This is a genomic window from Aquipuribacter sp. SD81 (assembly GCF_037153975.1).
In the GTDB taxonomy this organism is placed as follows: Bacteria; Actinomycetota; Actinomycetes; order Actinomycetales; family JBBAYJ01; genus Aquipuribacter.
Genome location: NZ_JBBAYJ010000007.1, coordinates 1 through 22493 on the forward strand (window position 1 = coordinate 1; position 22493 = coordinate 22493).

Genomic DNA, 22493 nt, shown 5'->3' on the forward strand with positions numbered 1-22493 from the left:
CGGAGTCGGAGTCGGAGTCGGAGTCGGCGCAGTCGTGCTGCCGGCCCGCGGACGCGGCGGAGGTCGACCGGTACTGCGCGGCGGAGGTCGCCGTCGCCCTGCGCGTCTCCCACGGCGCAGCGGCGGACCGGGTGGCGCTCGCGGACACCCTGCACCGTCGGCACCGCGCGACCCTGGCCGGGATGCTCACCGGTGACGTGCCGCTGCCGCACGCCCGCGCGCTCGCCGAGGCCGCCTCACCCCTGACCGACGACACCGCGGCCGAGCTGGAGGGCCTGCTGCTGCCGACCGCCCGGACCGGCACGCCCGCGCAGGTCGCCGCCCGCGGGCGGCGGCTGGCGATGCGCCTGGACGCCCGCGCCGCCTCCCGCCGCTGCCAGGCGGCGCGCGACGCCCGCCGCGCGCGGGCGTGGGGGGTGGCGGACGGGATGGGGGTGCTGCAGGTCAGCGGGCCCGCCGCGACCGTCGCCGCCGCGTGGGCGCGCGTGGACACCCTCGCCCGCACCGCCCAGGACGACGCCCGCCGCACCCTCAAAGACCTCCAACAGCAAGAAGCAGCGGCAGCGGCAGCGGCAGCGGCAGACACGAACGGCGCCGCAGGTCAGCTGGCCGAACCCGCTCCGGACCCCGCCACGCTCGACCCTGCTGCGCTGGTGCCGACGCTGGACCAGCTGCGCGCCGACACCGTCCTGCGCCTGCTCGCCGGCACCCACGACCTCACCCAGGCCCCCAGCCCGTACGCACAGGTCCACATCGACGTCGTCGTCCCCGCCACCACCCTCCGCGGCGTCACAACAGACGAGTCCGGTGACGAGCCGGGCGAGGTCGCCGGAATGGGCCCCATCCCTGCCGAAGAGGTCCGCGCCCTCACCCGCACCCCCGGCACCCGCGTCCGCGACCGCGCACTCGGCAGCTGCGAGCACGCCGCCCACGACAACCGCCCAGGCCCCTGCTCGGCACCCGGTACCCAGCACGATCCCGGCCCGTACCGCGTCCCCGAGCCCCTCGCCCGCACCGTCCGCGCCCGCGACACCACCTGCCGCTTCCCCGGCTGCCGCGCCGCCGCCCGACGCTGCGACACCGACCACACCATCCCCCACCCCACCGGCCCCACCGCCGAGTGCAACCTCGCCTGCCTGTGCCGCTTCCACCACCGCGTCAAACACCGCGGCCACTGGCACCTGCACCAGCTCGGCGCCGGCACCCTCCGATGGACCAGCCCCCACGGCCTGGTCGCCACCACCCGACCACCCGAGCACCACCTCGAACCCCACGCCGACGACCACGACGCCGACGCCGACCCCGACGCCGACGACCACGAGCCCGTGCCGTACTGCCCGCTGTCCCTCGACGGCACCCCCGGCGACCCCACCGCACCACCGCCCACACCGGACACAACCCCCGACGACGACCCACCCTGGGCACGACGACCTCCGTGGACCCTGACGCCGACCTTGACGCCGACGCCGACACCCACGCCGACGCCACCACCGCCATGCCCACCGCCGCCGGACGACGCCGCGTAGACGACGACGGCCGGGCGCCGCGCTACCGACGAGCCTGCTGGACCAGCTCCGCCTCGCGGTCGCGCGACAGTCCGCGCGACAGCTCCCTCGGCTCGGCCTGCAGCCACGCGAGCACGTCGGCCACCGTCTCCTGCGGCGACCGCGTGACGAATCCGGCCGCCCGGGCCCGCGCGGCGCTGACCTGCAGCATCCCGGGGCTGTCGTTCGTAGCCGGGTCCAGCCACAGCGGCAGGTCGACCCAGGGCCGCACCTGCCCGTCGCCGTCACCCACGGCCCCGGCGGGCAGCGGCACCAGCTGCGCGCCCGACCCGGACACCGACACGCACGTCTCGACGAGCTCACGGAAGGCGTGCGGCTCGTCGGCCACCGTGAACGGCCCGCCGAGCCGCTCGGCGCCGGCCCGGACGAGGAACGCGGCGAGGTCGCGGGCGTCCACCCACTGCGTCGGCACGTCGAGGTCCGGTGGTACGACGTGGTCGCCGGGCTCGGCGAGCCGCTGCACCCAGTACGTGAACCTGTCCGTCGGGTCGTAGGGGCCGGCCACGATCGTCGGTCGCGCGAGCGTCGGGGTGCCGAAGCGTGCGACCGCGCGACGCTCGCACAGCACCTTCAGCTCGCCGTACAGGCGCATGTCCGCCCGGTCGGGCACGGGCTCGAGCAGCTCGAGCAGCGCGGCGTCCTCCGTCGCGCCGGCCTCGGCGAGCGGCGCGTACACCGAGACCGTCGACACGAGCACGTAGTGACCGACCCGGTCGGCGGTCGCTCCGTCAGGACCGAGCAGCGCGTCCGCGACCCGGTCGACGTGGTCGGGGTGGTAGGCGGAGACGTCGTGGACGACGTCCCAGCGCTGCGTGCCGGTCAGCGCGGACACGTCCCCGTCGCGGTCACCGGTCAGTCGGGGCACGTCCGGGAAGAGGTCGACGCCGGTGCGCCCGCGGTGGAAGAGCGTCACGTCCCACCCGTCGTCGAGCAGGGCCTGGACGAGGTGGCGGCCGACGAACGACGTGCCGCCGAGGACGAGAGCGCTTTGGGTCACGACCGACAAGGCTAGCGACCGGTGACCGGGCGGGACGCGGCCCGAGCCCCTGACCCGGTCGCACCCCGACCGGCGCGCCACGGGCCGCGCCGCGCCGGTCGGCGTCTTCCCGCCGAGCGGGTGATCGTCGCGCCCCTGGCGTCGAGCCGGACGCTCACCGTGTCGACAGGGGGTGCGTGGCGGGGTCGCCCGCCGCCACGACCGCCCACGTCCGAAGGAGGCCCAGGTGTCCGTCATCCCCGTCCACCCGCCCCTGGTGCTGCGTCCGGTGCTCGCAGTGGCGGACCGCTTCCGCACGAGCGCGCGGCTCGTGGCGCTCGTCCTCGTCATGCTGGTCCCTGCGGTCGTCTCCGCCACCGCCTTCGGTCAGGCTGTGGGTGCCCAGGCGGCATTCGCGGAGAAGGAGCGGAGCGGGGTGGCGGTGCTCGTCCCCGCGCTGACCGCCCTCGCCGACGTCGCGGACGGGCGCGGTCCCGCGCTCGAGGAGCTCCGCGCGGCCGCGGCCCGGAACCCCGTCCTCGGGCTGGAGGCCGAGCTCGCCGCCGTCGAGGACTCAGCCGGTGCCGCCGACGCGGGGACGCCGGCGGGCCGGGTCCGTTCCGCCGGTGCGCTCGCCGACCTCGTCGCGCACGTCGGCGACACATCGAACCTCATCCTCGACCCGGACCTCGACTCCTTCTACGTCATGGACACCCTCGTCGTGCAGCTGCCCAAGGCGCTCGTTGCCGCCGTGGAGGCCTCCGCGACGAGCGAGGACGCCGACGCCGCCGACGTCATCGCCCGGCAGGCGGTGCTCGCCGGGGCGCTGTCGGGTGCGGGGGAGTCCGCCGGGCGCGACGTCGCGACCGCACGCGACACGACCGCGGACCCCGCGGCCCTCGTCCCGCTCGACGGCGTGGTCGCGGTGGCCGACGAGGCCGCCCGGCTCGGCCAGGTCATGGCGACGACCCTCGACCGCCCCGGCCCGCCCGACACGACCCGGCTCGCCGAGCTGGCGGCGCCGGCGGCGCTGGAGGCCGGCGGCGTCCTCGACGCGCTGCTGCAGGCTCGGGTGGCGCAGCTGGAGCAGCAGCGGCTGGAGACGCTCCTGCTCGTCATGAGCGGGCTGCTCGTGGCCGTCTGGCTGGCCGCAGCCGTGTGGTGGCGCACCCGCCACGACGTGTCCCTGCTGCTCGACGGGGTCACCGCGCTCGCCTCCGGCGACCTCGACGAGCGGACGCTCCCCGGCGGGCGTGACGAGTTCGCCCAGATCGGTGCCGCGGTCGCCGGGGCGCGGGGGCAGCTGGACCGGCAGCGCAGCGCGCTCGCGGCCGCGAGCCAGGCGCGCGAGGAGCAGACGCACGCGACGTTCCTGCACGCGCGGACGGCGGAGAAGCAGTCACGCGAGCGGGCGCAGGACATCGTGAGCACGACGTCCGGCGACATCGTCCGCGAGCTGAGGGACGTGGTGGACCAGGTGGCCGCCGTGCGCGCCGCGGCGGCGACCATCGGTGAGCGCGTGCACGAGGCGGACGCCGTGACGCGCGGCGTCGTGGCGCAGGCGGCGGAGGCCGACGAGGTCGTCGGTGTGCTCACCACGAGCCTGCGCGCCATCGACTCGCTCGCCTCGACGATCGCCGGGGTCGCGGGGCAGACGAAGCTCCTCGCCCTCAACGCGACGATCGAGGCGGCCCGAGCCGGTGAGGCCGGGCGCGGCTTCACGGTGGTGGCCGAGGAGGTCAAGTCCCTCGCCACGGCCACGGCCGGGTCCACCGAGCGAATCGCGGCGACGCTGGCGGAGGTGGAGAGCAACGCCCGCGCGGTGTCGGCGACGATCTCGAGCATGGGCCGTGGCATCGGCGGCATCGACGTGGCCTCGGAGGCCCTGCGCCGGGTCGCGGCCGAGCAGCTCGCGGTCGTCGCGGAGCTCGACGAGGCGGTGGGCAACGCCATCCGCCGCATCGAGGAGATGAGCGACCTCGCCGACCAGCTCGAACGCCGCCGCACCGAGCGGTTCCTCTTCCGCAGCGAGGGCACGCTCGAGGTCGACGGGGCGGCGTTCCCGACGCGGCACGTCGACCTCGGTGCCGGAGGGACGCGCGTCGTCGTGGCCCGGGACGTGGTCGCGCGGCCGGGGACACCGGTCCGGGTCCGCGTCGCCCTCGCGGGCTCTTCCGAGGTGCTGCCCGGACAGGTGCTCCGCGCTGACCCGCACCCCGACGGCCGGGAGCTGGCGGTCGAGTTCACCGGCCTGTCGACCGCGACGCAGTCACGTCTCGACGAGGAGCTGCGCCGCCTCGCCGAGCGGTCCGCCGGTCGAGCGACGAAGACCCTGCGGGGTGAGTGACGGGACTTGAACCCGCGACATCCGCGACCACAACGCGGCGCTCTACCAGCTGAGCTACACCCACCACGGCCGCGCGTGCACGCACGCGCGGCTGCACCGAGAAGTGTAGCCGCCCCGCACGGGTGCCCGCGCCGCCCGCCGCGGGACGGCCCGCGGGCTAGGCAGGGGTGCGCGAGGAGGGGTCGGACCCCTCACCCGTCGGTGCGGCGTGTGCGGCGGCGAGACCCGGCGCCCACGCGGGCACCGAACCGGCGGGCACCTCGTGCGCGGGCGCCATCGCCTTCACCTGGTCGCTGTCGGGTCCGGGCAGCGGCACGAACACCGCCTCGCGGTAGAACCGCAGCTCGGCGATCGACTCGAGGATGTCGGCCATCGCCCGGTGCCCACCGTGCTTGGCCGGGGCGTTGAAGTGCACCCGCGGGTACCAGCGGCGCACGAGCTCCTTGATGCTCGACACGTCGACGACCCGGTAGTGCAGGTGCTCCTCGAGCAGGGGCATGTCACGGGCGATGAAGCCGCGGTCGGTGCCGACGCTGCTGCCCGCCAGCGGCGCCTTGCGGGCGTCGGGCACGTACCGCCGGACGTAGGCGAGCACCTGCTCCTCGGCGTCGGCGACGGTCGTGCCCTCCGCGAGGACGTCGAGCAGGCCCGAGGTCGTGTGCATCTCGCGCACGACGTCGCGCATCTGGGCGAGGGACTCCTCCGGCGGGCGGATGACGACGTCGACACCCTCCCCGAGCACGGTGAGCTCGCCGTCGGTGACGAGCGCGGCGATCTCGACGAGCGCGTCGCGCTCGAGGTCCAGGCCCGTCATCTCGCAGTCGACCCACACGATGCGGTCCCGGGAGGGCACCGGACCGGTCGAGGGGGCCTTCGCGCCGTCGCTGCTCACGCCCGTCACCCTACGTGCCGGAGCCCGCCTACCCTCCGAGCATGACCCAGCCCGTGCCGCAGGCGCCCCCTCCGGCCCTCCCGCCGGTCACCGGGACGCGGGTCGGTCAGGTCGTCCTGACGGTCGTGGGGGCGCTGCTCGTGCTCGGGTGCGGGCTCGCGGTGACGGTGGTCCTGCTGCTGTCGACCGGCCCGGTGGGTTACCTCGCCGGGCTCGCGCTCGCGTGCGTGCCCGCGGTCCCGCTCGTGCTGGTGTACCTGTGGCTGGACCGCCACGAGCCCGAGCCGCGCGGGCTGCTGCTGTTCGGCTTCGGCTGGGGCGCGAGCGTCGCGACGGCCGGGGCGCTCCTCCTCAGCCTGCCCCCGACCCTCGCGGTCGGTGCCGCGGGAGGGGACGCCGAGGTGGTCGGTGCGGTCCTCGTCGCCCCGGTCGTCGAGGAGGCGCTGAAGGGCCTCGGCATCCTCGTCGTCGTGTGGCTCGGCCGGCGAGCACTGGACGGCCTCGTCGACGGTGTCGTCTACGCCGGCATGGTGGGCGTCGGCTTCGCCTTCACCGAGAACATCCTCTACCTCGGCGTCGCCCTCGCCGAGGGCGGCGTCGGCGGCCTGCTGTCGACGTTCGTGGTCCGCGGTGTCGTGTCGCCGTTCGCCCACCCCCTCTTCACGGCTGCCTTCGGCATCGGCCTCGTGCTGTACAGCCGCCGACGCGGCTCGGGTCGCGCGCTGTACCCGCTCGTCGGCCTCGCAGCCGCCATCGGCCTCCACGCGCTGTGGAACGGCCTCGCAGTGGTGGCGCCCGGCGGCTTCCTCGTCACCTTCGTCGTGCTGTGGGTGCCGCTGTTCACGACCTTCGTGGTCGTCGCCCTGCTCGCGAGGCGACGCGAGGCCCGCATGATCCGCACGAACCTCGCCCTGTACTCCCGCTACGGCTACCTCGCCCCGGCGGAGGAGCGCATGGTCGGCTCGCTCGCGGAGCGGCGGCAGGCGCTGGAGTGGGCCCGCGCCCGCGGCGGGTCACCGGCGCGTGCGGCCATGCACCGGTTCCAGGTCGCGGCCGTCCGGCTCGCGCACCTGCGCCAGCGCATGGAGGACGGCACCGCCCCGTGGGACGCCGCGCAGCGCGAGCGCGACCTGCTCGCCCTGCTCGCGAGCGCCCGCGCCGCGTACGCGGGCTGACGCGGCGGCGCGGGCAGGCGGGCCGAGCGAGGGCCGCCGGCGCGTCGAGGTGGACCAGACGGACGAGAGGGGCGGGACGGGCGAGACGGGCGCGCTCGGCCGCGGTCCCGGCGGTCCGTGACCGGATCGGGACCGTCCCGCGACCGGATCGTGTCCTCGGTGCGGATCGGTTCGTGACCTCCGCTCGTCAGACTCCTGAGCACGCCACCGGGGCGTGCGGGAGGAGCCCACCATGACCACGTCGCGCACCGTCCTCGCCCTGCTCGTCGCCCTGCTGCTCGGTCTCACGCTCGCCGCGTGCGGCGCCGACTCCGGGGCGACCGAGTCCGTCGCCGACGACGCCGTCGGTGCGTCGGGGGAGGACGGCTGGGCCGACGCCCGGGAGGCGCCGCAGGAGGCGGACGCGGAGGGTGAAGCGGCCGGCGGGGCGGTGGAGGACGCGGGCGAGGCGGCGGGCGAGGGGGCCGGTGTCCCGGCCGAGGGCGGGGCGGCCGGGGCCGACGCCGACGCGGAGGCGGCGCAGGCGGCCGCGGCCGGGTCGGGGACCGCGGTGGCGGCGGCGGGTGCGGTCGAGCGCGGCCGCCGCATCGTGACGACGACGCTCGACGTCGCCGTCGAGGACGTCGCCCGGGCGGCGCGGCAGGTGCGGGACGCCGCCGTCGTGGCGGGCGGCTACGTGCAGGCGGAGGAGACGGTCGGCGGCGAGCAGCCGAGCGCGGTGCTCACCCTGCGGGTGCCCGTCGAGGGGACCGGCGACGTCATGACCCGGGCCGCGGCGCTCGGGCAGGAGGTGAACCGGACGAGCGACGTCGAGGAGGTCGAGACCCGCATCGTCGACCTCGAGAGCCGTGTCGCCACCCAGCGCGCGGGTGTCGAGCGGGTGCGCTCGCTGCTCGCCGGGGCCGAGGACCTCGAGGACGTGCTCGCGCTCGAGCGCGAGCTGACGCGCCGGCAGGCGGACCTGGAGGCCCTCGACGCGCAGCGCGCCGCCCTCACCGACCGTGCCGCGCTCGCCACGGTGACCGTGCGGCTCACGCTGCCGGAGGACGTCGAGCCCGTCGAGGCCGTCGCACCCCCGTTCCTGCGGGGCCTGCAGGGCGGCTGGGACGCGCTGGCCGCCTCCACCGGCGTCGTGCTCGTCGTGGTGGGGAGCCTGCTGCCCTTCGCCGTCGTCGCGCTCGTCCTCGGCGGCGTCGCGCTGCTGGTCGTGCGGGCCGTGCGTCGAGCGGCTCCGACCCGTCCGGCGCCGGCTCCGCCCGCCGCGCACAATGAGGCGTGAGCAACCTCGACTCCTCCCCGACGGAGACGCGGCTCGGCGACGTGCCGCAGCAGGCCGGTGCGCCCGGGGCCGGATCGCCGGACACCGCCGGACGCGGGCCGATCGCCCGGACCCTCGCCGCACGCGAGGTGCCGCTCGGCGGGCCGCGCGCCATGCGGGTGCGCCGCACCCTGCCGTCGCGGGGGCGGACGACCATCGGCGCGTGGTGCTTCGTCGACCAGTACGGCCCGGCGCGCGGGGAGCGGGTCATGGTGGTCCCGCCCCACCCGCACACGGGCCTGCAGACCGTGACGTGGCTGGTCGGCGGGGAGGCGCTGCACCACGACTCCGTCGGCTCGGAGCAGACCATCAGTCCCGGTCAGCTCAACCTCATGACGAGCGGGCACGGCGTCTCCCACGGCGAGCAGTCGCTGGCCGGTGACGGCACGCCCCTGCACGGCGTCCAGCTGTGGGTCGCGCTGCCGGAGGAGCACCGCCACCAGGCACCGCACTTCGAGCACCACGCCGACCTGCCGGTGGCCGAGCGGCAGGTCGACGGCGTCGACGTGCGCACGACCGTCCTCGTCGGCACGCACGACGGCCTCACGTCGCCTGCCGCCGCGTACACCCCGCTCGTCGGTGCAGAGGTGCGTACGTCAGGTCCCGTGCGGCTGCGCCTGCCGCTGGAGCCGGCCTTCGAGCACGGGCTGCTGCTGGTGGCGGGGGCGTGCGAGGTCGAGGGGGAGCGGCCCGACGCCGGCGACCTCGTCGACCTCGGGGACGACCGCGACGACGTCGTGGTCGAGGTCGGCGAGGCCTCGACCTTGCTCCTGCTCGGCGGGGCGCCGTTCGGCGAGCAGCTCGTCATGTGGTGGAACTTCGTCGGGCGCACGCACGAGGAGGTCGCGGCCGCCCGTGCGGCGTGGCAGGAGCGCGAGGAGCGGTTCGGGACCGTGCCCGGCTGGGAGCCGGAGTCGTGGCTGCGGGCGCCGGAGCTGCCGAACGTGCGGCTGCGGCCGCGCGGGTGAGGCGACACCCCACCCGTATGGCGTACCGGCGCAGTGACTCTGCGTGCCTTTTCGGCTACGCCCGGGCTGCGCGCGCTCCACGGTCGGAGTAACTCACCGCTGCCTGCAGTCGACTCTGCGTGGCCGAAGCATATGTTCTTGGCGTCACCGAGAGGGTTCCCTCTTCGTGCAACCGTGAACGGAGAGCACATGCTGCAGCGCCCGCGCCCAGAGCTGGACCTGGCCTCGACCGACCAGCCGATGCGACTCGTCTTCGCGCCCTCCGGAGCGGAGTTGGAGGCGGCCCTCGAGTGCGAGGGTGACGTCTTCGAGCAGCGCTTCGGGGAGTCGAGGGAACACCTCCGGGGCTCGCTCGCCGCGCACGAAGACACGTCGGTCTTCCTCGCCGTCCTCGCCTCTGACGGCACCGCGGTCGCCGCATCGCGGCTGGTCACGCCTGGCTCCCGTCGTCACAAGACTCTCGACTACCTCGCCGAGGCTCCCTGGGGGCTGGACGCGGACGAGTGCGCCGACCTGGCGGGCGTCCGCCTGGAGTCGACCTACGACGTCGCGACCCTCTGCGTCCGACCCCGTTCAGAGGGGGAGGGCGCGCTCTGGACCGCCGCGCTCTGCCACGGCATGTTCCAGATCGCAAAGGCGAACGGCGTCAGTCACACGGTCGCGCTGCTGGACGAGGGGGCGCGCGCCCGTCTGGCGGCCGTCGGCATCATCTACACAGCCTTCCCCGGCGCCTCACCGCAGCCCTTCGACGGTTCCCCCGCGACGACCCCGGTCTACGCATCCATGACGGAGATGGTCGAACGTCAGCGTCGAGACTTCCCGGAGGCGTACGCGCTCATCGGCAAGGGACTCGGCCTGAGCGGGGTCCACGTGCCCTCGCTCGAGCACTTCCGTGTGCCGGCTCTCCCCGTCACGCTCGACGTGCGCGAGTCCCGCTGGGACGTCGCGGCCGCGGGTCTCGAGGCAGTCGGCATGGCCTGAGCGCTGCGTCCTCAGCCGACAGAGGGACGCAGGTCGAGGGCGCGCCGACCCGCCAGCCATCTGTCGAGCTGTTCCGGGGGCATGGGCGCCGCGACGTGGAACCCTTGCAGCACGTCGACGCCGGCGGTGCGCAGGAGGGCAGCGGTTGCCGCGTCCTCGACGCCCTCGGCCACGACCTGCAGACCCATCGCGTGCGCGAGTGCCGTCGTCGACTCGATGATCACACGGCTCGCGTAGTCCGACGTCGCCGCAGCCACGAAGGAGCGGTCGATCTTCAGCTCGTGGACCGGTAGGTCACGAAGGTAGGCGAGGGACGAGAATCCACTGCCGTAGTCGTCGATGGCCGCGCGCACGCCCTTCTCCTTCAGCGCGACGAGCTGCAGGCGCGCGCGTTCGGGCTCGGAGACGAAGGACTCCTCCGTCACCTCGAGGGTCATGCGCTCACGCGGCAGACCGGCTCGATCCAGCTGCGCGAAGAGGAACGGCAGCACGCGCCCTCCCAGCAGCTCGGGCGGGGCGCAGTTGAAGCCGACGGAGAAGCGGTGTCCGGCCTCCTGCCACGTCACAGCGTCCTGGACCGCGGCTCTGACCACGGCTTCGCTGAGGGCAGGCATGAGACCGGCTTGCCGGGCCTGAGGCAGGAAGGCGATCGGAGCCAGTAGACCGTGCTGCGGGTGCTCCCACCTCACGAGGCCCTCAACGGCGACGACCTCACCGGTGCGGGCGTCGACCTGCGGCTGATACCAGAGCCGTAGCTCACCGCGTGCGATACCGGTCCGCAGCTCCTCCATGAGTGCCAACCGGGCACGGGAGTAGTGGTCAAAGGTGCTGTCGTAGAGCGTCTCGCCGAGGCGGCTGTTCTTGGCCCGGTACATCGCCACATCGGCCTTGCGCAGGAGGGCCACGGCCGACTCCATGGCAGAGCCCCGGACCGCTACTCCCACGGACGCAGACACGGACATCTCGATGTCCTCGACGGTGATCGGCTCGGCCAGCGATGCTCGAATGCGACGTGCCTGTCGGAGCAGGTCGACCGGGTCGTCGTCGCGCACCACCACGGCGAATTCGTCCCCGCCCAGACGCGCAACCAGGGCTCGCGGTACCGCGGCCGTGAGGCGTTCCGCCACAAGCCGCAAGAGGTCGTCGCCGGCGGCGTGCCCCAGGCTGTCGTTGACCTCCTTGAAGCCGTCGAGGTCGATGAGGAGCAGGGCGACGGGCTCGTCCGCAGAGAGCGTGGCGTCGAGCCGTCGCAGCACTGCGCGGCGATTGGCCAGGCCGGTCAGCTCGTCGGTACGCGAGAGCCGGAACGCCTCCGCGGCGCCTTGTGCCTGCCGTAGCGCTGCGGTGAGCCGGACGCCGGCGGCGACGAGGGTGATGACAGCCGGGACGGTGGCCCACCATGAACCCGAGTCAGCGGGTCGCAGGACGAGCGTGGTGGTGGCGACCGCGGCCGCGACCACGACGAGACCCGTCCTCACGCGGCGCCGCGTCGTCGTCGCGAGTGGAGCGACGGCACGGCGACACGTGGCTCCCGTGACCACGAGGGCGAACGCCGTGCCGTAGGAGACGTCGACCAACAGGTTCGAGAAGTACGCCTGCTGCGCGCTCCCGACGAGGAAGGCGACGTCCGACGCTGTGAGGAGGAGGAAGCCGCCGAGGAGCAACCACGTGTCGGGCGTCCACGTCCGGGAGCCCTGTACGGCCTGTCCGAGAACGAGGAGGATCAGCGACACGTCCAGCAGCGGGTACACGAGCGCCAGGACCAGCGCGAGACCCTCGTGCCCGAAGACGTCACCGAGCGGGCTGGCGATGAGGGCGCCGGCGATCGACGCCACAGCTGAGCACACGAGCACCGTCTCGAGCCACAGGACGGCGTCGGGTCGTGTCTGCTGTCGGCGATCGAGCAGTACGAACGCTGCCATGCCCAGATAGCTCGGGAAGTACAGAAGCTCGGCCGGGCCCGGGAAGCTCTGTGCACCTAGCGAACCGTCCTGGTGGATGAGGGAGCTGCCCGCCGCCCAGAGGCAGAGGCCGCTGAGGAGCGCGACAAGACCGGCGCGGCGCGCGGGACGACGCAGGGACGACACCGCGAGGCGGAGCGCCGCGGCCCCGAAGAAGGCGGCGAGGACGGCCGTGACCAGCGCCGGAGGGCTCTCCTCGATGGAGAAGCCCGTGGCGACGGCACCGAGGGAGGCGCCGACCGCGACTGTCGCCCACATGAGTAGCACCGTCGCTAGCCCGAGACGGCGGCCAAGGCGTGGGGGACTGAGTTCGCTCACAGGCGTTCACCCGGCCATCGGTCGGCGAGCAGCACGAGGCGACGACGCACGGGCGTCGTGTCCGCCATCTGCCGCCTCCTCACCGCACCCGCCGCTGCGGCCACGTCGACCGGTGCGGGGGCACCGGTCGAGGCTCCGAATCGGCTCACGGGAAGGGTTCTTGAGCGCTGAAGGACCGGCCTCACCGGGATGCCGAGCGCGCGTGCCCGGCTCGTCCGGTTTCGTCGTCCCGAGCCCGCGTGGTCACCGCGTCGGCGGGCGGATGGGCCTCGGCCGTCCCCGCCGGAGAGCCCGGCCGGCCGGGCGCCAGTAGCCTCGCCGGGGCCGGACCCGCCCGGCCGGGGGACGAGTCCGGAGGAGATCGAATGGCAGCCGAGTGGCTGAGGGACGCCGTCCTGTACGAGGTCTACCCGCAGTCCTTCGCCGACTCCGACGGCGACGGCGTGGGCGACCTCCGTGGCGTCATCGACCGGCTCGACCACATCGCCTCGCTCGGCGTCGACGCGATCTGGTTCAACCCGTGCTTCGCCTCGCCGTTCGTCGACGCCGGCTACGACGTCGCCGACTACCTTCGCATCGCGCCCCGGTACGGCACGAACGACGACATGGTCGAGCTGGTCGAGAAGGCCCGCGAGCGCGGCATCCGCGTGATCCTCGACCTCGTGGTCGGCCACACGTCGACCGAGCACGAGTGGTTCCAGGCCGAGCTGCACGCCGACGGTCCCTCGCCCGAGGGCGACCGCTACGTCTGGCGCGACGAGGCGCCGCCGCGCGGCTGGGAGCAGGACACGCCCGGCATCCCCGCGTGGGTGCCCTCACCCGGGCCCCGGAAGGGCTGGTACCTCAAGAACTTCTACGACGCCCAGCCCGCGCTCAACTTCGGGTGGCTGCACTCCGCGGACGAGCCGTGGCGCGACCCGGTCGACGCCCCCGGCCCGCTGCGCAACCGCCGGGCCCTGCGCGACATCATGGACTTCTGGCTGTCGCGCGGCGTCGCCGGCTTCCGCGTGGACATGGCCTTCTCGCTCGTCAAGGACTACGACACGGAGCGCTCCCAGGCCGCATCGACGGAGATCTGGCGCGAGATCCGCGCGTGGCTCGACGAGGCCCACCCGGACGCCGTCCTCATCCCCGAGGGCAGCGAGCCGCGGACGGGGGAGCCGCTCGCCTTCGACGGCGACTTCTCCCTCGTCATATTCGAGGCGCACGCGAGCCTCTTCGACAACCACTACGCGGGCCGTCTGCCGTGGCACGAGCCGCGCGAGCCGTACTTCGACGCCGAGGGGCGGGGGAGCACCGCCACGTGGCTGCAGGCCTGGCGAGAGGCCCGGGAGGCCGACCCGGACCGCATGGTCCTGCTCGCGAGCGCCGACCACGACTACGACCGGCTGCGCTGCGGCCCTCGCGGGCCCGAGCAGCTGGGTGCGGCCTTCACGTTCCTCTTCACGTGGGGCACCGTGCCGTGCCTGTACTACGGCGACGAGATCGGCATGCGGTACCTGCCGGACATGCCGGACGTGGAGGGCGCGATCTGCAACCCGGCGTACAACCGCGCGGGCTGCCGCACGCCGATGCAGTGGGACGACGGGCCCAACGCGGGCTTCTCCACCGCCGACGCCTCCGCGCTGTACCTGCCGGTCGACCCGGACCCCGACCGCCCGACGGTCGCCGCGCAGGACGGCGTGCCGGGCTCGACGCTCACGCTGGTCCGGGAGCTGCTCGCGCTGCGCCGGGCCACGCCCGCACTGCAGGGCCACGCCAGCACGCGCGTGGTCGCCGACGGCTACCCCTTCGCGTGGGTGCGCGGCGACAGCCACCTCGTCGTCGTCAACCCGCGGCGCGAGGCCGGCTCGGCGGAGGTGGCCGAGGCGGCCGGGGCCGGGCTGCTGTGGGGCCAGGGCGTCTCCGTCGACGGCGCGCGGCTCGCCGTCGACGGCTTCGGCTACGGCGTGCTGAGGCTGTCCTGACCCCGCGCACGCAGGCGGCCCGCGCGTGAGCCAGGACCTGACGGGTGTCGCCGCCTGGGCGGTCCGCGTCATGGAGGCCCTCGGGGGCCCCGGCGCCGCCCTCGTCGTCGCGCTGGAGAACGTCTTCCCGCCCATCCCGAGCGAGGTGGTCCTGCCGCTGGCCGGCTTCACCGCGAGCCAGGGCACGTTCACGGTCCTCGGCGCGATCCTGTGGACGACAGCGGGGTCGGTCGCCGGCGCCCTGCTGCTGTACGGGCTCGGCCGCTGGTTCGGCGCGCGCCGGGTCCGGGCGGTGGCCGCGCGCATCCCGCTGGTCGACGCCCGCGACATCGACAGGGCGGAGGAGTGGTTCCAGCGGCACGGGCGCTCCGCGGTCTTCTTCGGCCGCATGCTGCCGGTGGTCCGGAGCGCGATCAGCGTCCCGGCCGGCGCGGAGGCCATGCCGGTCGTGCCGTTCACGCTGCTGACGCTCGCGGGCAGCGGCATCTGGAACGGCGTCTTCGTCGTCGCCGGGTACCTGCTCGGGGAGAACTGGTCGGCGGTCTCGCCGTACGCCGAGGTGCTGCAGTGGGTGGTCGTCGCCGCCCTCGTGGCCCTCGTCGTGTGGTTCGTCGTGGTCCGGCTGCGACGGCGGCGCAGCCACGGCGGGATCGTGGACGGCTGAGGCCGCCTCAGCGGTAGGAGGCGGATCGGCCGGCCACCAGGACCTGCCGGGCCCGCCACACGCCACCCGGCGCGAGCGTGCGCGGCTCGAGCAGGGCGGGCTCGACGCACACGAACTCGCCCTCACCGCCGGGGTGCACGTCGGCTGGCGCCTTGCCCGGACCGGGGTTCCACACGACCCGGGAGTCCACGCCGTCGGCGGTGAGCGAGACGGCGTCGCCCGAGCCGTCGTCGACGACCACGACCCCGTCGTCGCCCGCGGGCACCCCCTCGACCGCGACGTCGATCGGGCCGACGACGTCGAGCGGGCCCGTCACGTGCCACGGCGCCCCGCCGCCGTTGGGTCGGGCGAGCATCCCGTCCAGGCCGACGACGGCGGTCGTGGCTGTCGATGACACCCGCAGGTAGGTGTGGAAGGCGGCCGTCGTGGTGAGGGGGGTGTCCCCGTCGTTGCGCGCGACCAGCGTCAGCACGAGGGACGAGCCCTCCGCCTCGCCGTCGAGCTCGAGCGTGAACGCGTGGCCGAGCGGGGTGTCGCCGGCCCCGCACACCAGGCGCAGCCGGGCGTGCGCGGCGCCGTCGGCGGTCCGGCCGACCTCGAGGAGGTCCCATGCCCGGTCGCGCGCGACGCCGTGACGCGGCCCGTCCCCCCGGTCGGAGAACTGCGGCCAGATGATCGGGACGCCGCCGCGGATGGCGGTGCCCGGCCCGCACCCCGTGTCGCGGCTGCACCACAGCCGGTCCGTCCCCCCGGCCGGTACCCATCCGGCGACGTGCCCCCCATGCGGGTACACGCGGAAGGAGGCCCCGTCGGCGGCGGTCACCTCGACGGGCTCGCACGGGTCCGGGGTCGCGGTCACGAGGTCAGCACCGCCCAGCCGCGTGGCGGGAGCCGGACCTCGGAGCCGTCGAGCGAGCCCGACCCGCAGTCGAGGTGGCGGGCGTCCGCGGCGGGCAGGACGACCGGGTCGTCGGCCAGGTTGAGCGCGACCACGACGGCGGCGTCGGCGGTCGCGGTGCGGAGCACGAGCGCGGTGTTGGTGAGCTCGACGACGTCCGTGCGCCCCCGGACCAGCCACGGATGGCGCCGACGCAGACCGATGAGGTCGTGGTGCGTCTGCAGGACCGCCCGCTGCTCCTGCGGCAGGGTGTCCGGGTCCGGGGGCTGCGGCGGGAACTCCGGTCGCACCGCGTCGTCGCCGCCGAGGCGCTCCTCCTTGACGCCGGTCCAGCCGTACTCGTCGCCGGCGTAGACCGTCGGAACGCCGGCGACGGTGAACAGGACGGCGAGGGCATGCGGCACGAGGTCGACCCCGACCGCCGAGGCGATCCGCGTGACGTCGTGGTTGCCGACGAACGTCGCGGGCAGGTAGGTGTCGAGCAGGTCGCGGTGCCGGCCGAGCGCGTGCGCGAGCTCGAAGAAGTTGCGGTCGACGATGCCGTGCCACGAGCCCTGCCACAGCTCGTACGCGGTGAGGGAGTCCATGGTGGAGCGGCGGACGACGTCGGCACCGTCGCCGTGGATGACCTCGCCGACGAACCACGCGTCGGGGTGCGTCGCTCGCACCTGCGGCAGCACCTCGGCCCAGAAGTGCGGCGGCACGGCGTAGGCGGCGTCGAGGCGCCAGCCGTCGACGCCGCGGTCGAGCCAGTGCCGCATGACGCTCACGACGAGGTCGACGACGGCGGGGGAGCCGTGGTCGAGCGCGACGAGGCGCTCGTGGCCCTCGAACACCTCCGCGCGCACCGGGTCGCCGGGCTGCCACCCCGTCCAGTCGACGCGGAACATGCCGGCGGTCGCGGCGTCCGGACCGTCTGTCTCCAGCGCCCTGAAGGCCGGGTGCCCGCGACCCACGTGGTTGAAGACGCCGTCGAGGAGCACGCGCAGGCCCCGGTCGTGCGCGGCGGCGACGAGGGCGTCGAGGTCGGCGTCGTCGCCGAGGCGCGGGTCGACGCGGAGGTGGTCGACGGTGTCGTAGCCGTGGCTCTGCGAGGCGAACACCGGTCCGAGCGCGAGCCCGTTGAGCCCGAGCGACACGGCGTGGTCCAGCCAGGCGGCGACGCGCGGCAGGCGGTGCACGACGTCGGCGTCCGCCGTGCCGTCCGGGTCGGCCTCGGCCGGTGCGCCGGTGAAGCCGAGCGGGTACACCTGCCACCACATGACGTGGTCCACCCACGACGGGGTGGCGGGCCGGGCGGGGTCGGTGCTCAGGGCGGTGCTCCTCGGGTCGTGGTGCGGCGGGTGCGGGCCCTGCCATCCTCGCGGCCATGACGGACGGGCACGAGTCGCGGTTCTGGGCCGACGCGCAGGCGCACCTCGTGCGCTACGGCACGGCCTTCACGCCACGGGTCATCGAGCGGGGCGCCGGCAGCCACGTGTACGACAGCGACGGCCGCGCGATCCTCGACTTCACGTCCGGGCAGATGAGCGCGGTGCTCGGGCACGCGCACCCGGACGTCGTGCGGACGGTGCAGCAGTCCGTAGCGACGCTCGACCACCTGTACAGCGGCATGCTGAGCCGGCCCGTCGTCGACCTCGCCCGCCGCCTCGCCGGCACGCTGCCGGCCCCGCTGGAGAAGGTGCTGCTGCTGACGACGGGTGCGGAGTCGAACGAGGCCGCCATCCGCATGGCCAAGCTCGCGACCGGCGGCTGGGAGGTGGTCTCGTTCGACCGGTCGTGGCACGGCATGACCTCGGGCGCGTCCGCCGCCACCTACGCCGCCGGCCGGCGCGGGCACGGCCCGACCATGCCGGGCAGCCTCACGCTGCCGACGCCGAACGCGTACCGCTCGCCGTTCCGGCACCCCGACGGCTCGCACGACTGGGAGACCGAGCTCGAGTACGGCTTCGCGGCGGTCGACCAGCAGTCGACCGGTGCGCTCGCGTGCGCCGTCGTGGAGCCGATCCTGTCCTCGGGCGGCATCGTCGAGCTGCCGCCGGGCTACCTCGCGCGACTGAAGGAGATGTGCGTCGAGCGCGGCATGCTGCTCGTGCTCGACGAGGCGCAGACCGGCGTCGGGCGCACGGGTCACATGTACGCCTTCGAGCGCGACGGGGTCGTCCCCGACCTGCTGACGCTGTCGAAGACGCTCGGGGCCGGGCTGCCCGTGGCCGCGGTCGTGACGAGCGCCGAGGTCGAGCAGGCGAGCCACGAGCGCGGGTTCCTCTTCTTCACCACGCACGTCAACGACCCGCTCGCGGCGAGCGTCGCGCTCACGGTCCTCGACGTCGTCGAGCGGGACGGGCTCGTCGCACGGGCCGCCGCGCTGGGCGTGCAGCTCGGCGACCGGTTGCGGGACCTGCAGGAGCGCTACGACGTCGTCGGGGACGTGCGCGGCCGCGGCCTGCTGCAGGGCCTGGAGCTCGTGCTCGACAAGGAGACGAAGGCGCCCGCCGACGGGCTCGGACGTGCCGTCACCGCCGAGTGCCTCGAACGGGGCCTGCACGTCAACATCGTGCAGCTGCCGGGCATGGGCGGGGTGTTCCGCATCGCGCCGCCGCTCACCACCACGGAGGCCGAGCTCCACGAGGGCATGGACGTGCTCGACGCGGCGATCGGGGCGGTGCTGGCCCGTCGCTGACGACGGGGCGCCAGGACCCCGGAGGCAGCGCACGGGCCGGTCCGGTAGCGGTCCGCCCGGCGCGGTGCGGTCACGTGGCGGCGGCGCGCTGCCTTAGCCGGTGACGCCGGACGGCGTCGCGGTTGGCGCAGGTCGTGCCGCAGTAGCGCTGCCGTCCGTTGCGGGTGGTGTCGACGACCACGTGGTCGCAGCCCGGCGCGTCGCAGCGGCCGAGCCGGTGCATGCCGCGGCCCGTCAGGTGCACGGCCGTGGCGGCGCTCACGAGCGCGGCGACCTGCGCGGCGACGCCGAGCCGGTCGGGCCGGAAGTGCAGGTGCCAGCCGTCGCCGGAGTGGTCGGTGAGCCGCGGGTGGTCCGTGCTGCGGGCGAGCAGCCCGTTGAGCAGGGTCGCGCGCCGGGCCGGCTCGTCGGCGTCCACGACGGCGAGCCAGTCGGCGAGGAACGCCTGGACCCCGGTGACGTCCTCGGCGGTGGCCGGCTGCTCCAGGCGCACCCCGGCCGCGGCGCAGCGGGCGGCGAGGTCGGCCGGGCTGCGCGCGGGGGCGCTCGCAAGGTCGGCGGCGAGTGCGAGGACCGCCCTCGTGTAAGGGTTGAGTTGCACACGACCATTACACCAGGCTGACGACATGATGCACGAGCACGAGTGGTCCGACCGGTCGACGCACGTCACGAGCAGCGGGTGGCTCGTCTACCGCGCCTGCCGGTGCGGGGCCTGGCAGGTCACGCAGCCCTGGCGGGAGGCGCAGGACCAGGTCCTCGCCGAGGCCGGCCGGGCGGACGCCTCCTGACGGTGCGCGGCGCGCCGACGACTCAGGCGCGCACGCAGTCGCAGACCAGCGACTCCCAGCCGCAGCGGCGGCACTCCTGCCACCGCCGCTCGAGGATGCGCGACCCCGGCAGGTCCAGGGTCGCGATCAGCTCGTCAGTGGAGGTGCCGCACTCGAGGCAGACGTCGTCGTCCATGCCGCACACCCTCCCCGCATCACCTTCGGGGAACCTGGGTGCGGACCCGGGTGGCGGCGTGCCCGGCGCCACCGGGTCGGGCGGGGCGCGCGGGTGGTCGTGGCACGCCGCATCGTCGGTGACACTAGGAGGTCGTCCCGTCACCGCACCAAGGAGCTCCACGTGCCCTCTGCCACCGTCCGCTGGTTCGACCCCGAGCGGGGATTCGGCTTCCTCGCGCCCGAGGACGGCTCCGAGGACATCTTCGTCCACGCCTCCGAGGTGCTCGGCGGAGACGGTCCGCGCGTGCTGCGGGAGGGCCAGGCCGTCGACTTCGAGGTCGGGGACGGCCCGCGCGGGCCGCAGGCGCGCCGGGTCCGCGTCACCGGGGACGTCGCGGCCGGCGCCGAGCTCGGCGTTCTCGGCACGGTGGCGTGGTTCGAGCCGACGAAGGGCTACGGCTTCCTGACGCCCGACGACGGTGGCGCCGAGGTGTTCGTGCACGGCTCCGCGGTCCTGACCGGCGGCGTGCTCGTCGAGGGCCAGCGCGTCGCGTTCCTCCTCGGCGAGGGTGAGAAGGGCCCGCAGGCGGAGCACGTGCTGCCGCTGGCGGCGTCCGCGTCGGGCGGCGGGGTCGCGACCGGGGGCGCCGACGGCGCCGACGGCACGGTCTCCTGGTTCGACGACGAGAAGGGCTTCGGCTTCCTCACCCCCGACGCCGGCGGCGAGGACGTGTTCGTGCACGTGCGGGCGCTCGCGCCCGGGCTCGACGGCCTCGCCGAGGGTGACCGCGTCGCCTACGAGGTCGTGCAGGGCGACCGCGGCCCGCAGGCCCGCGACGTGCGTGTGGTCGGGGGCTCCGGCCGCCGTGCGCCGGGCGGTCGCGACCGGGGCGGTCGGGGCGCCGGCCCCGGCCGCGGTGGGCCGGGTGGTCGCGGTGCCGGGGCGCCGCGCGGCGGCGCCCCCTCGCGGGGCGGCGCTGGGACCCGGGGCGGCGAGGGCGTGGTCGTGCGCTTCGACGCCGAGCGCGGCTTCGGCTTCATCCAGCCCGACTCCGGCGGCGACGACCTCTTCGTGCACGTGTCGACGGTGCGCGGCACCGACGGCCTGTACGAGGGCGACCGGGTGCGCTACGACGTCCGGCAGAGCGACCGTGGTCCGCAGGCGGACCGGGTGGAGCTGCTCTGAGGCTCAGCCCATCGTCTTGGCCCCGTCGATGTGCTCGCGGAGCATGTCGGCGTGCCCCGCGTGCTGGGCGATCTCCGCGGTGAGGTGCACGAAGGCCCGGCGGGCGCTGCGCACGGCGCCCGGCGGGAACCACGGCGCGTCCGGCAGCGGCTGCGTGGCGTCGAGGTCGACCGTGCGCACGAGCTCGTCGGTGGCCGCCGCGGCGGCGTCCCAGGCCTCGAGCGCCTCGGCGAGGCTCGTGCCTCCGGGCAGGGTGAAGCTGGCGTCGAAGGCCGCCTGGCCGGCCTCGTCCTCGGCCATCGCGGACGGGCCGTCCACGACGAAGCCCGCCCACTGCCGCTCCATGAGCGTGACGTGCGTGACGAGGCCGCCGAGGCTCAGCTCGCTGCGGGTCGGCCGGCTCCGGACCTGAGCGTCGTCCAGCCCGTCGAGGGTGAGGCGGAACAGGTAGCGCTGCGTCGCGAGGCTCTCCAGCAGGTCGGCGCGCTCGCGGGGCAGGTCACCGGTGCGCTGTGTCGTCATGACCCGGACGCTAGGACCGGGGACCGACAGCGCCGGCCGCCGACATCCGTGAGGTGGCCCGACCACGAGGGTGACCACGACGAGGTGGCCCCGAGAGGATTCGAACCTCCGACACACGGTTTAGGAAACCGTTGCTCTATCCCCTGAGCTACGAGGCCTGCGCGGACACAGCCGCCAGCACGACGGTACACCGCAGCGCTCCCCAATCCGCTGGCCGACGACCGTCGCGCGCGGGCAGAGCCGCGCCCGACGTCGAGGGCACCCGCGCGAGTGGCGGAGCCGGCCGGAGGCCGCGCGGCACCTGGTGGCTGCGGGCGTGTGCCCCCAATGGGGGCATACGCCTTCTCGGCCGGCACTCCGCTCCGCGGGAGCTGTCGTGACGGCCGCGCGTTGCGGTCTGCGGCGTGACCGTCCTCACTCGCGCGAGTGATCTCGGGCCGGGACCGGGTACGGCAACCGTATGACCGATCTCAAGGCCCTCGTGCTCGTCTGCTCGCTCAAGCCCTCGCCCGCGTCGTCCAGCTCGGAGACCCTCGGCCGTGAGGTGCTCACGGCCCTCGAGGGACACGGCGTGACCGGCGAGGTCGTCCGCGTCGTCGACCACGACGTCAGGTTCGGCGTCGAGAAGGACATGGGCGACGGCGACGCCTGGCCCGCGATCCGCGAGAAGGTCCTCGCCTCCGACATCCTCGTGCTCGCGACCCCGATCTGGATGGGGCAGCCGGCGTCCGTCGCCAAGGTCGTCCTGGAGCGCCTCGACGCGGAGGTGGCGGAGACGAAGGACGACGGCCGGCCCATCCTCTTCGACAAGGTCGCGGGCGTCGCGGTCGTCGGCAACGAGGACGGGGCGCACCACGTGAGCGCCGAGGTGTTCCAGTCGCTCAACGACGTCGGCTTCTCGCTGCCGCCGCAGGCGGTCACGTACTGGGTCGGCGAGGCCATGCAGGGCACCGACTACAACGACCTCGACGAGAAGCCCGAGACGACCCAGGGCACCACGAAGACCCTCGCCGCGGGTCTCGCGCACGCCGCCCGGCTGCTCAAGGAGAACCCGTACCCGGCGAGCTGACGCGTCCTGGCTGACGCGCCCGGACCGGTCACACCAGGACGCCGGACCTGCCCCGTCCC

21 protein-coding genes and 2 tRNA genes are annotated in these 22493 nt (G+C 74.8%); 12 read left to right on the plus strand and 11 right to left on the minus strand.

Features of this window, described 5'->3' with window-relative positions:
• Positions 1–1526: HNH endonuclease signature motif containing protein (locus WAA21_RS05590; RefSeq protein ID WP_336921787.1), on the plus strand; the 1526-nt coding region annotated here is incomplete at its 5' end.
• 22 nt (positions 1527–1548) lie between these two features.
• On the opposite strand, the gene WAA21_RS05595 is transcribed toward WAA21_RS05590, so the two are convergent.
• Positions 1549–2562, minus strand: coding sequence for an NAD-dependent epimerase/dehydratase family protein (locus WAA21_RS05595; RefSeq protein WP_336921788.1), 1014 nt, complete (start codon positions 2560–2562; stop codon positions 1549–1551).
• Positions 2563–2788: 226 nt separating this feature from the next.
• Between WAA21_RS05595 and WAA21_RS05600 the strand changes: the two genes are divergently transcribed.
• Positions 2789–4888 (plus strand): methyl-accepting chemotaxis protein, encoded by a 2100-nt coding sequence (locus tag WAA21_RS05600; RefSeq protein WP_336921789.1) that lies wholly within the window; start codon positions 2789–2791, stop codon positions 4886–4888.
• On the opposite strand, the gene WAA21_RS05605 is transcribed toward WAA21_RS05600, so the two are convergent.
• Positions 4880–4952 (minus strand) — tRNA-His (locus WAA21_RS05605). The genes WAA21_RS05600 and WAA21_RS05605 overlap by 9 nt on opposite strands.
• Before the next feature lie 93 nt (positions 4953–5045).
• Positions 5046–5780 carry an oligoribonuclease gene (gene orn, locus WAA21_RS05610; protein ID WP_336921790.1) on the minus strand — a complete coding sequence of 245 codons (735 nt, stop codon included), beginning with the start codon at positions 5778–5780 and terminating at the stop codon, positions 5046–5048.
• Between the two features lie 41 nt (positions 5781–5821).
• Between orn and WAA21_RS05615 the strand changes: the two genes are divergently transcribed.
• The 4 genes from WAA21_RS05615 (at position 5822) to WAA21_RS05630 (ending at position 10222) form a co-directional block, all read left to right on the plus strand.
• The gene (locus tag WAA21_RS05615) at positions 5822–6955 is read left to right on the plus strand and encodes a PrsW family intramembrane metalloprotease (RefSeq protein ID WP_336921791.1); all 1134 of its coding nucleotides are present in this window, start codon (positions 5822–5824) and stop codon (positions 6953–6955) included.
• A gap of 232 nt (positions 6956–7187) precedes the next feature.
• Positions 7188–8234: a DUF4349 domain-containing protein gene (locus tag WAA21_RS05620; protein WP_336921792.1), complete on the plus strand. Its 1047-nt coding sequence runs from the start codon at positions 7188–7190 to the stop codon at positions 8232–8234.
• Entirely contained in the window at positions 8231–9241 is a 1011-nt protein-coding gene (locus WAA21_RS05625) for a pirin family protein (protein WP_336921793.1), read from the plus strand. Before WAA21_RS05620 ends, WAA21_RS05625 begins: the two co-directional genes overlap by 4 nt.
• Positions 9242–9430: 189 nt before the next feature.
• Positions 9431–10222, plus strand: a complete 792-nt coding sequence (locus tag WAA21_RS05630) for a hypothetical protein (protein WP_336921795.1) — start codon at positions 9431–9433, stop codon at positions 10220–10222.
• Between the two features lie 11 nt (positions 10223–10233).
• On the opposite strand, the gene WAA21_RS05635 is transcribed toward WAA21_RS05630, so the two are convergent.
• Together WAA21_RS05635 and WAA21_RS05640 are read right to left on the minus strand one after the other, a co-directional pair.
• A complete protein-coding gene (locus WAA21_RS05635) occupies positions 10234–12441 on the minus strand; it encodes a putative bifunctional diguanylate cyclase/phosphodiesterase (RefSeq protein ID WP_336921796.1) in 2208 nt (735 codons plus the stop codon).
• 56 nt (positions 12442–12497) lie between these two features.
• Positions 12498–12650 carry a hypothetical protein gene (locus WAA21_RS05640; RefSeq protein WP_336921797.1) on the minus strand — a complete coding sequence of 51 codons (153 nt, stop codon included), beginning with the start codon at positions 12648–12650 and terminating at the stop codon, positions 12498–12500.
• A gap of 216 nt (positions 12651–12866) precedes the next feature.
• Here WAA21_RS05640 and WAA21_RS05645 point away from each other — a divergent pair, with 216 nt between their 5' ends.
• Entirely contained in the window at positions 12867–14468 is a 1602-nt protein-coding gene (locus WAA21_RS05645; protein WP_336921798.1) for an alpha-amylase family glycosyl hydrolase, read from the plus strand.
• A 25-nt stretch (positions 14469–14493) separates the two neighbouring features.
• A complete protein-coding gene (locus WAA21_RS05650; RefSeq protein ID WP_336921799.1) occupies positions 14494–15132 on the plus strand; it encodes a DedA family protein in 639 nt (212 codons plus the stop codon).
• A 7-nt stretch (positions 15133–15139) separates the two neighbouring features.
• Here WAA21_RS05650 and WAA21_RS05655 read toward each other — a convergent pair whose 3' ends face one another.
• Together WAA21_RS05655 and WAA21_RS05660 are read right to left on the minus strand one after the other, a co-directional pair.
• Positions 15140–15991, minus strand: a complete 852-nt coding sequence (locus WAA21_RS05655; protein WP_336921800.1) for an aldose epimerase family protein — start codon at positions 15989–15991, stop codon at positions 15140–15142.
• On the minus strand, positions 15988–17292 hold the full coding sequence (locus WAA21_RS05660) for an alpha-amylase family glycosyl hydrolase (protein WP_336921910.1): 1305 nt from the start codon (positions 17290–17292) through the stop codon (positions 15988–15990). Before WAA21_RS05660 ends, WAA21_RS05655 begins: the two co-directional genes overlap by 4 nt.
• Positions 17293–17399: 107 nt before the next feature.
• Here WAA21_RS05660 and WAA21_RS05665 point away from each other — a divergent pair, with 107 nt between their 5' ends.
• The gene (locus WAA21_RS05665; RefSeq protein WP_336921801.1) at positions 17400–18713 is read left to right on the plus strand and encodes an aspartate aminotransferase family protein; all 1314 of its coding nucleotides are present in this window, start codon (positions 17400–17402) and stop codon (positions 18711–18713) included.
• A 70-nt stretch (positions 18714–18783) separates the two neighbouring features.
• Here the strand turns inward: WAA21_RS05665 and WAA21_RS05670 are convergent, their stop codons facing one another.
• Positions 18784–19314: a CGNR zinc finger domain-containing protein gene (locus WAA21_RS05670; protein WP_336921802.1), complete on the minus strand. Its 531-nt coding sequence runs from the start codon at positions 19312–19314 to the stop codon at positions 18784–18786.
• 25 nt (positions 19315–19339) lie between these two features.
• On the opposite strand from WAA21_RS05670, the gene WAA21_RS05675 reads away from it, so the two are divergent.
• On the plus strand, positions 19340–19501 hold the full coding sequence (locus WAA21_RS05675) for a hypothetical protein (protein WP_336921803.1): 162 nt from the start codon (positions 19340–19342) through the stop codon (positions 19499–19501).
• Positions 19502–19523: 22 nt separating this feature from the next.
• Here WAA21_RS05675 and WAA21_RS05680 read toward each other — a convergent pair whose 3' ends face one another.
• Positions 19524–19676 (minus strand): hypothetical protein, encoded by a 153-nt coding sequence (locus WAA21_RS05680; protein WP_336921804.1) that lies wholly within the window; start codon positions 19674–19676, stop codon positions 19524–19526.
• Between the two features lie 162 nt (positions 19677–19838).
• Here WAA21_RS05680 and WAA21_RS17930 point away from each other — a divergent pair, with 162 nt between their 5' ends.
• Positions 19839–20843 carry a cold-shock protein gene (locus tag WAA21_RS17930; RefSeq protein ID WP_442893233.1) on the plus strand — a complete coding sequence of 335 codons (1005 nt, stop codon included), beginning with the start codon at positions 19839–19841 and terminating at the stop codon, positions 20841–20843.
• Between the two features lie 3 nt (positions 20844–20846).
• Here WAA21_RS17930 and WAA21_RS05700 read toward each other — a convergent pair whose 3' ends face one another.
• Both WAA21_RS05700 and WAA21_RS05705 read right to left on the minus strand, forming a co-directional pair.
• The gene (locus WAA21_RS05700; protein WP_336921805.1) at positions 20847–21365 is read right to left on the minus strand and encodes a mycothiol transferase; all 519 of its coding nucleotides are present in this window, start codon (positions 21363–21365) and stop codon (positions 20847–20849) included.
• Between the two features lie 85 nt (positions 21366–21450).
• Positions 21451–21523, minus strand: a tRNA-Arg gene (locus tag WAA21_RS05705).
• A gap of 302 nt (positions 21524–21825) precedes the next feature.
• On the opposite strand from WAA21_RS05705, the gene WAA21_RS05710 reads away from it, so the two are divergent.
• Complete coding sequence (locus WAA21_RS05710; protein ID WP_336921806.1) at positions 21826–22434, plus strand: flavodoxin family protein; 609 nt, start codon at positions 21826–21828, stop codon at positions 22432–22434.
• Positions 22435–22493 lie beyond the last annotated feature (59 nt).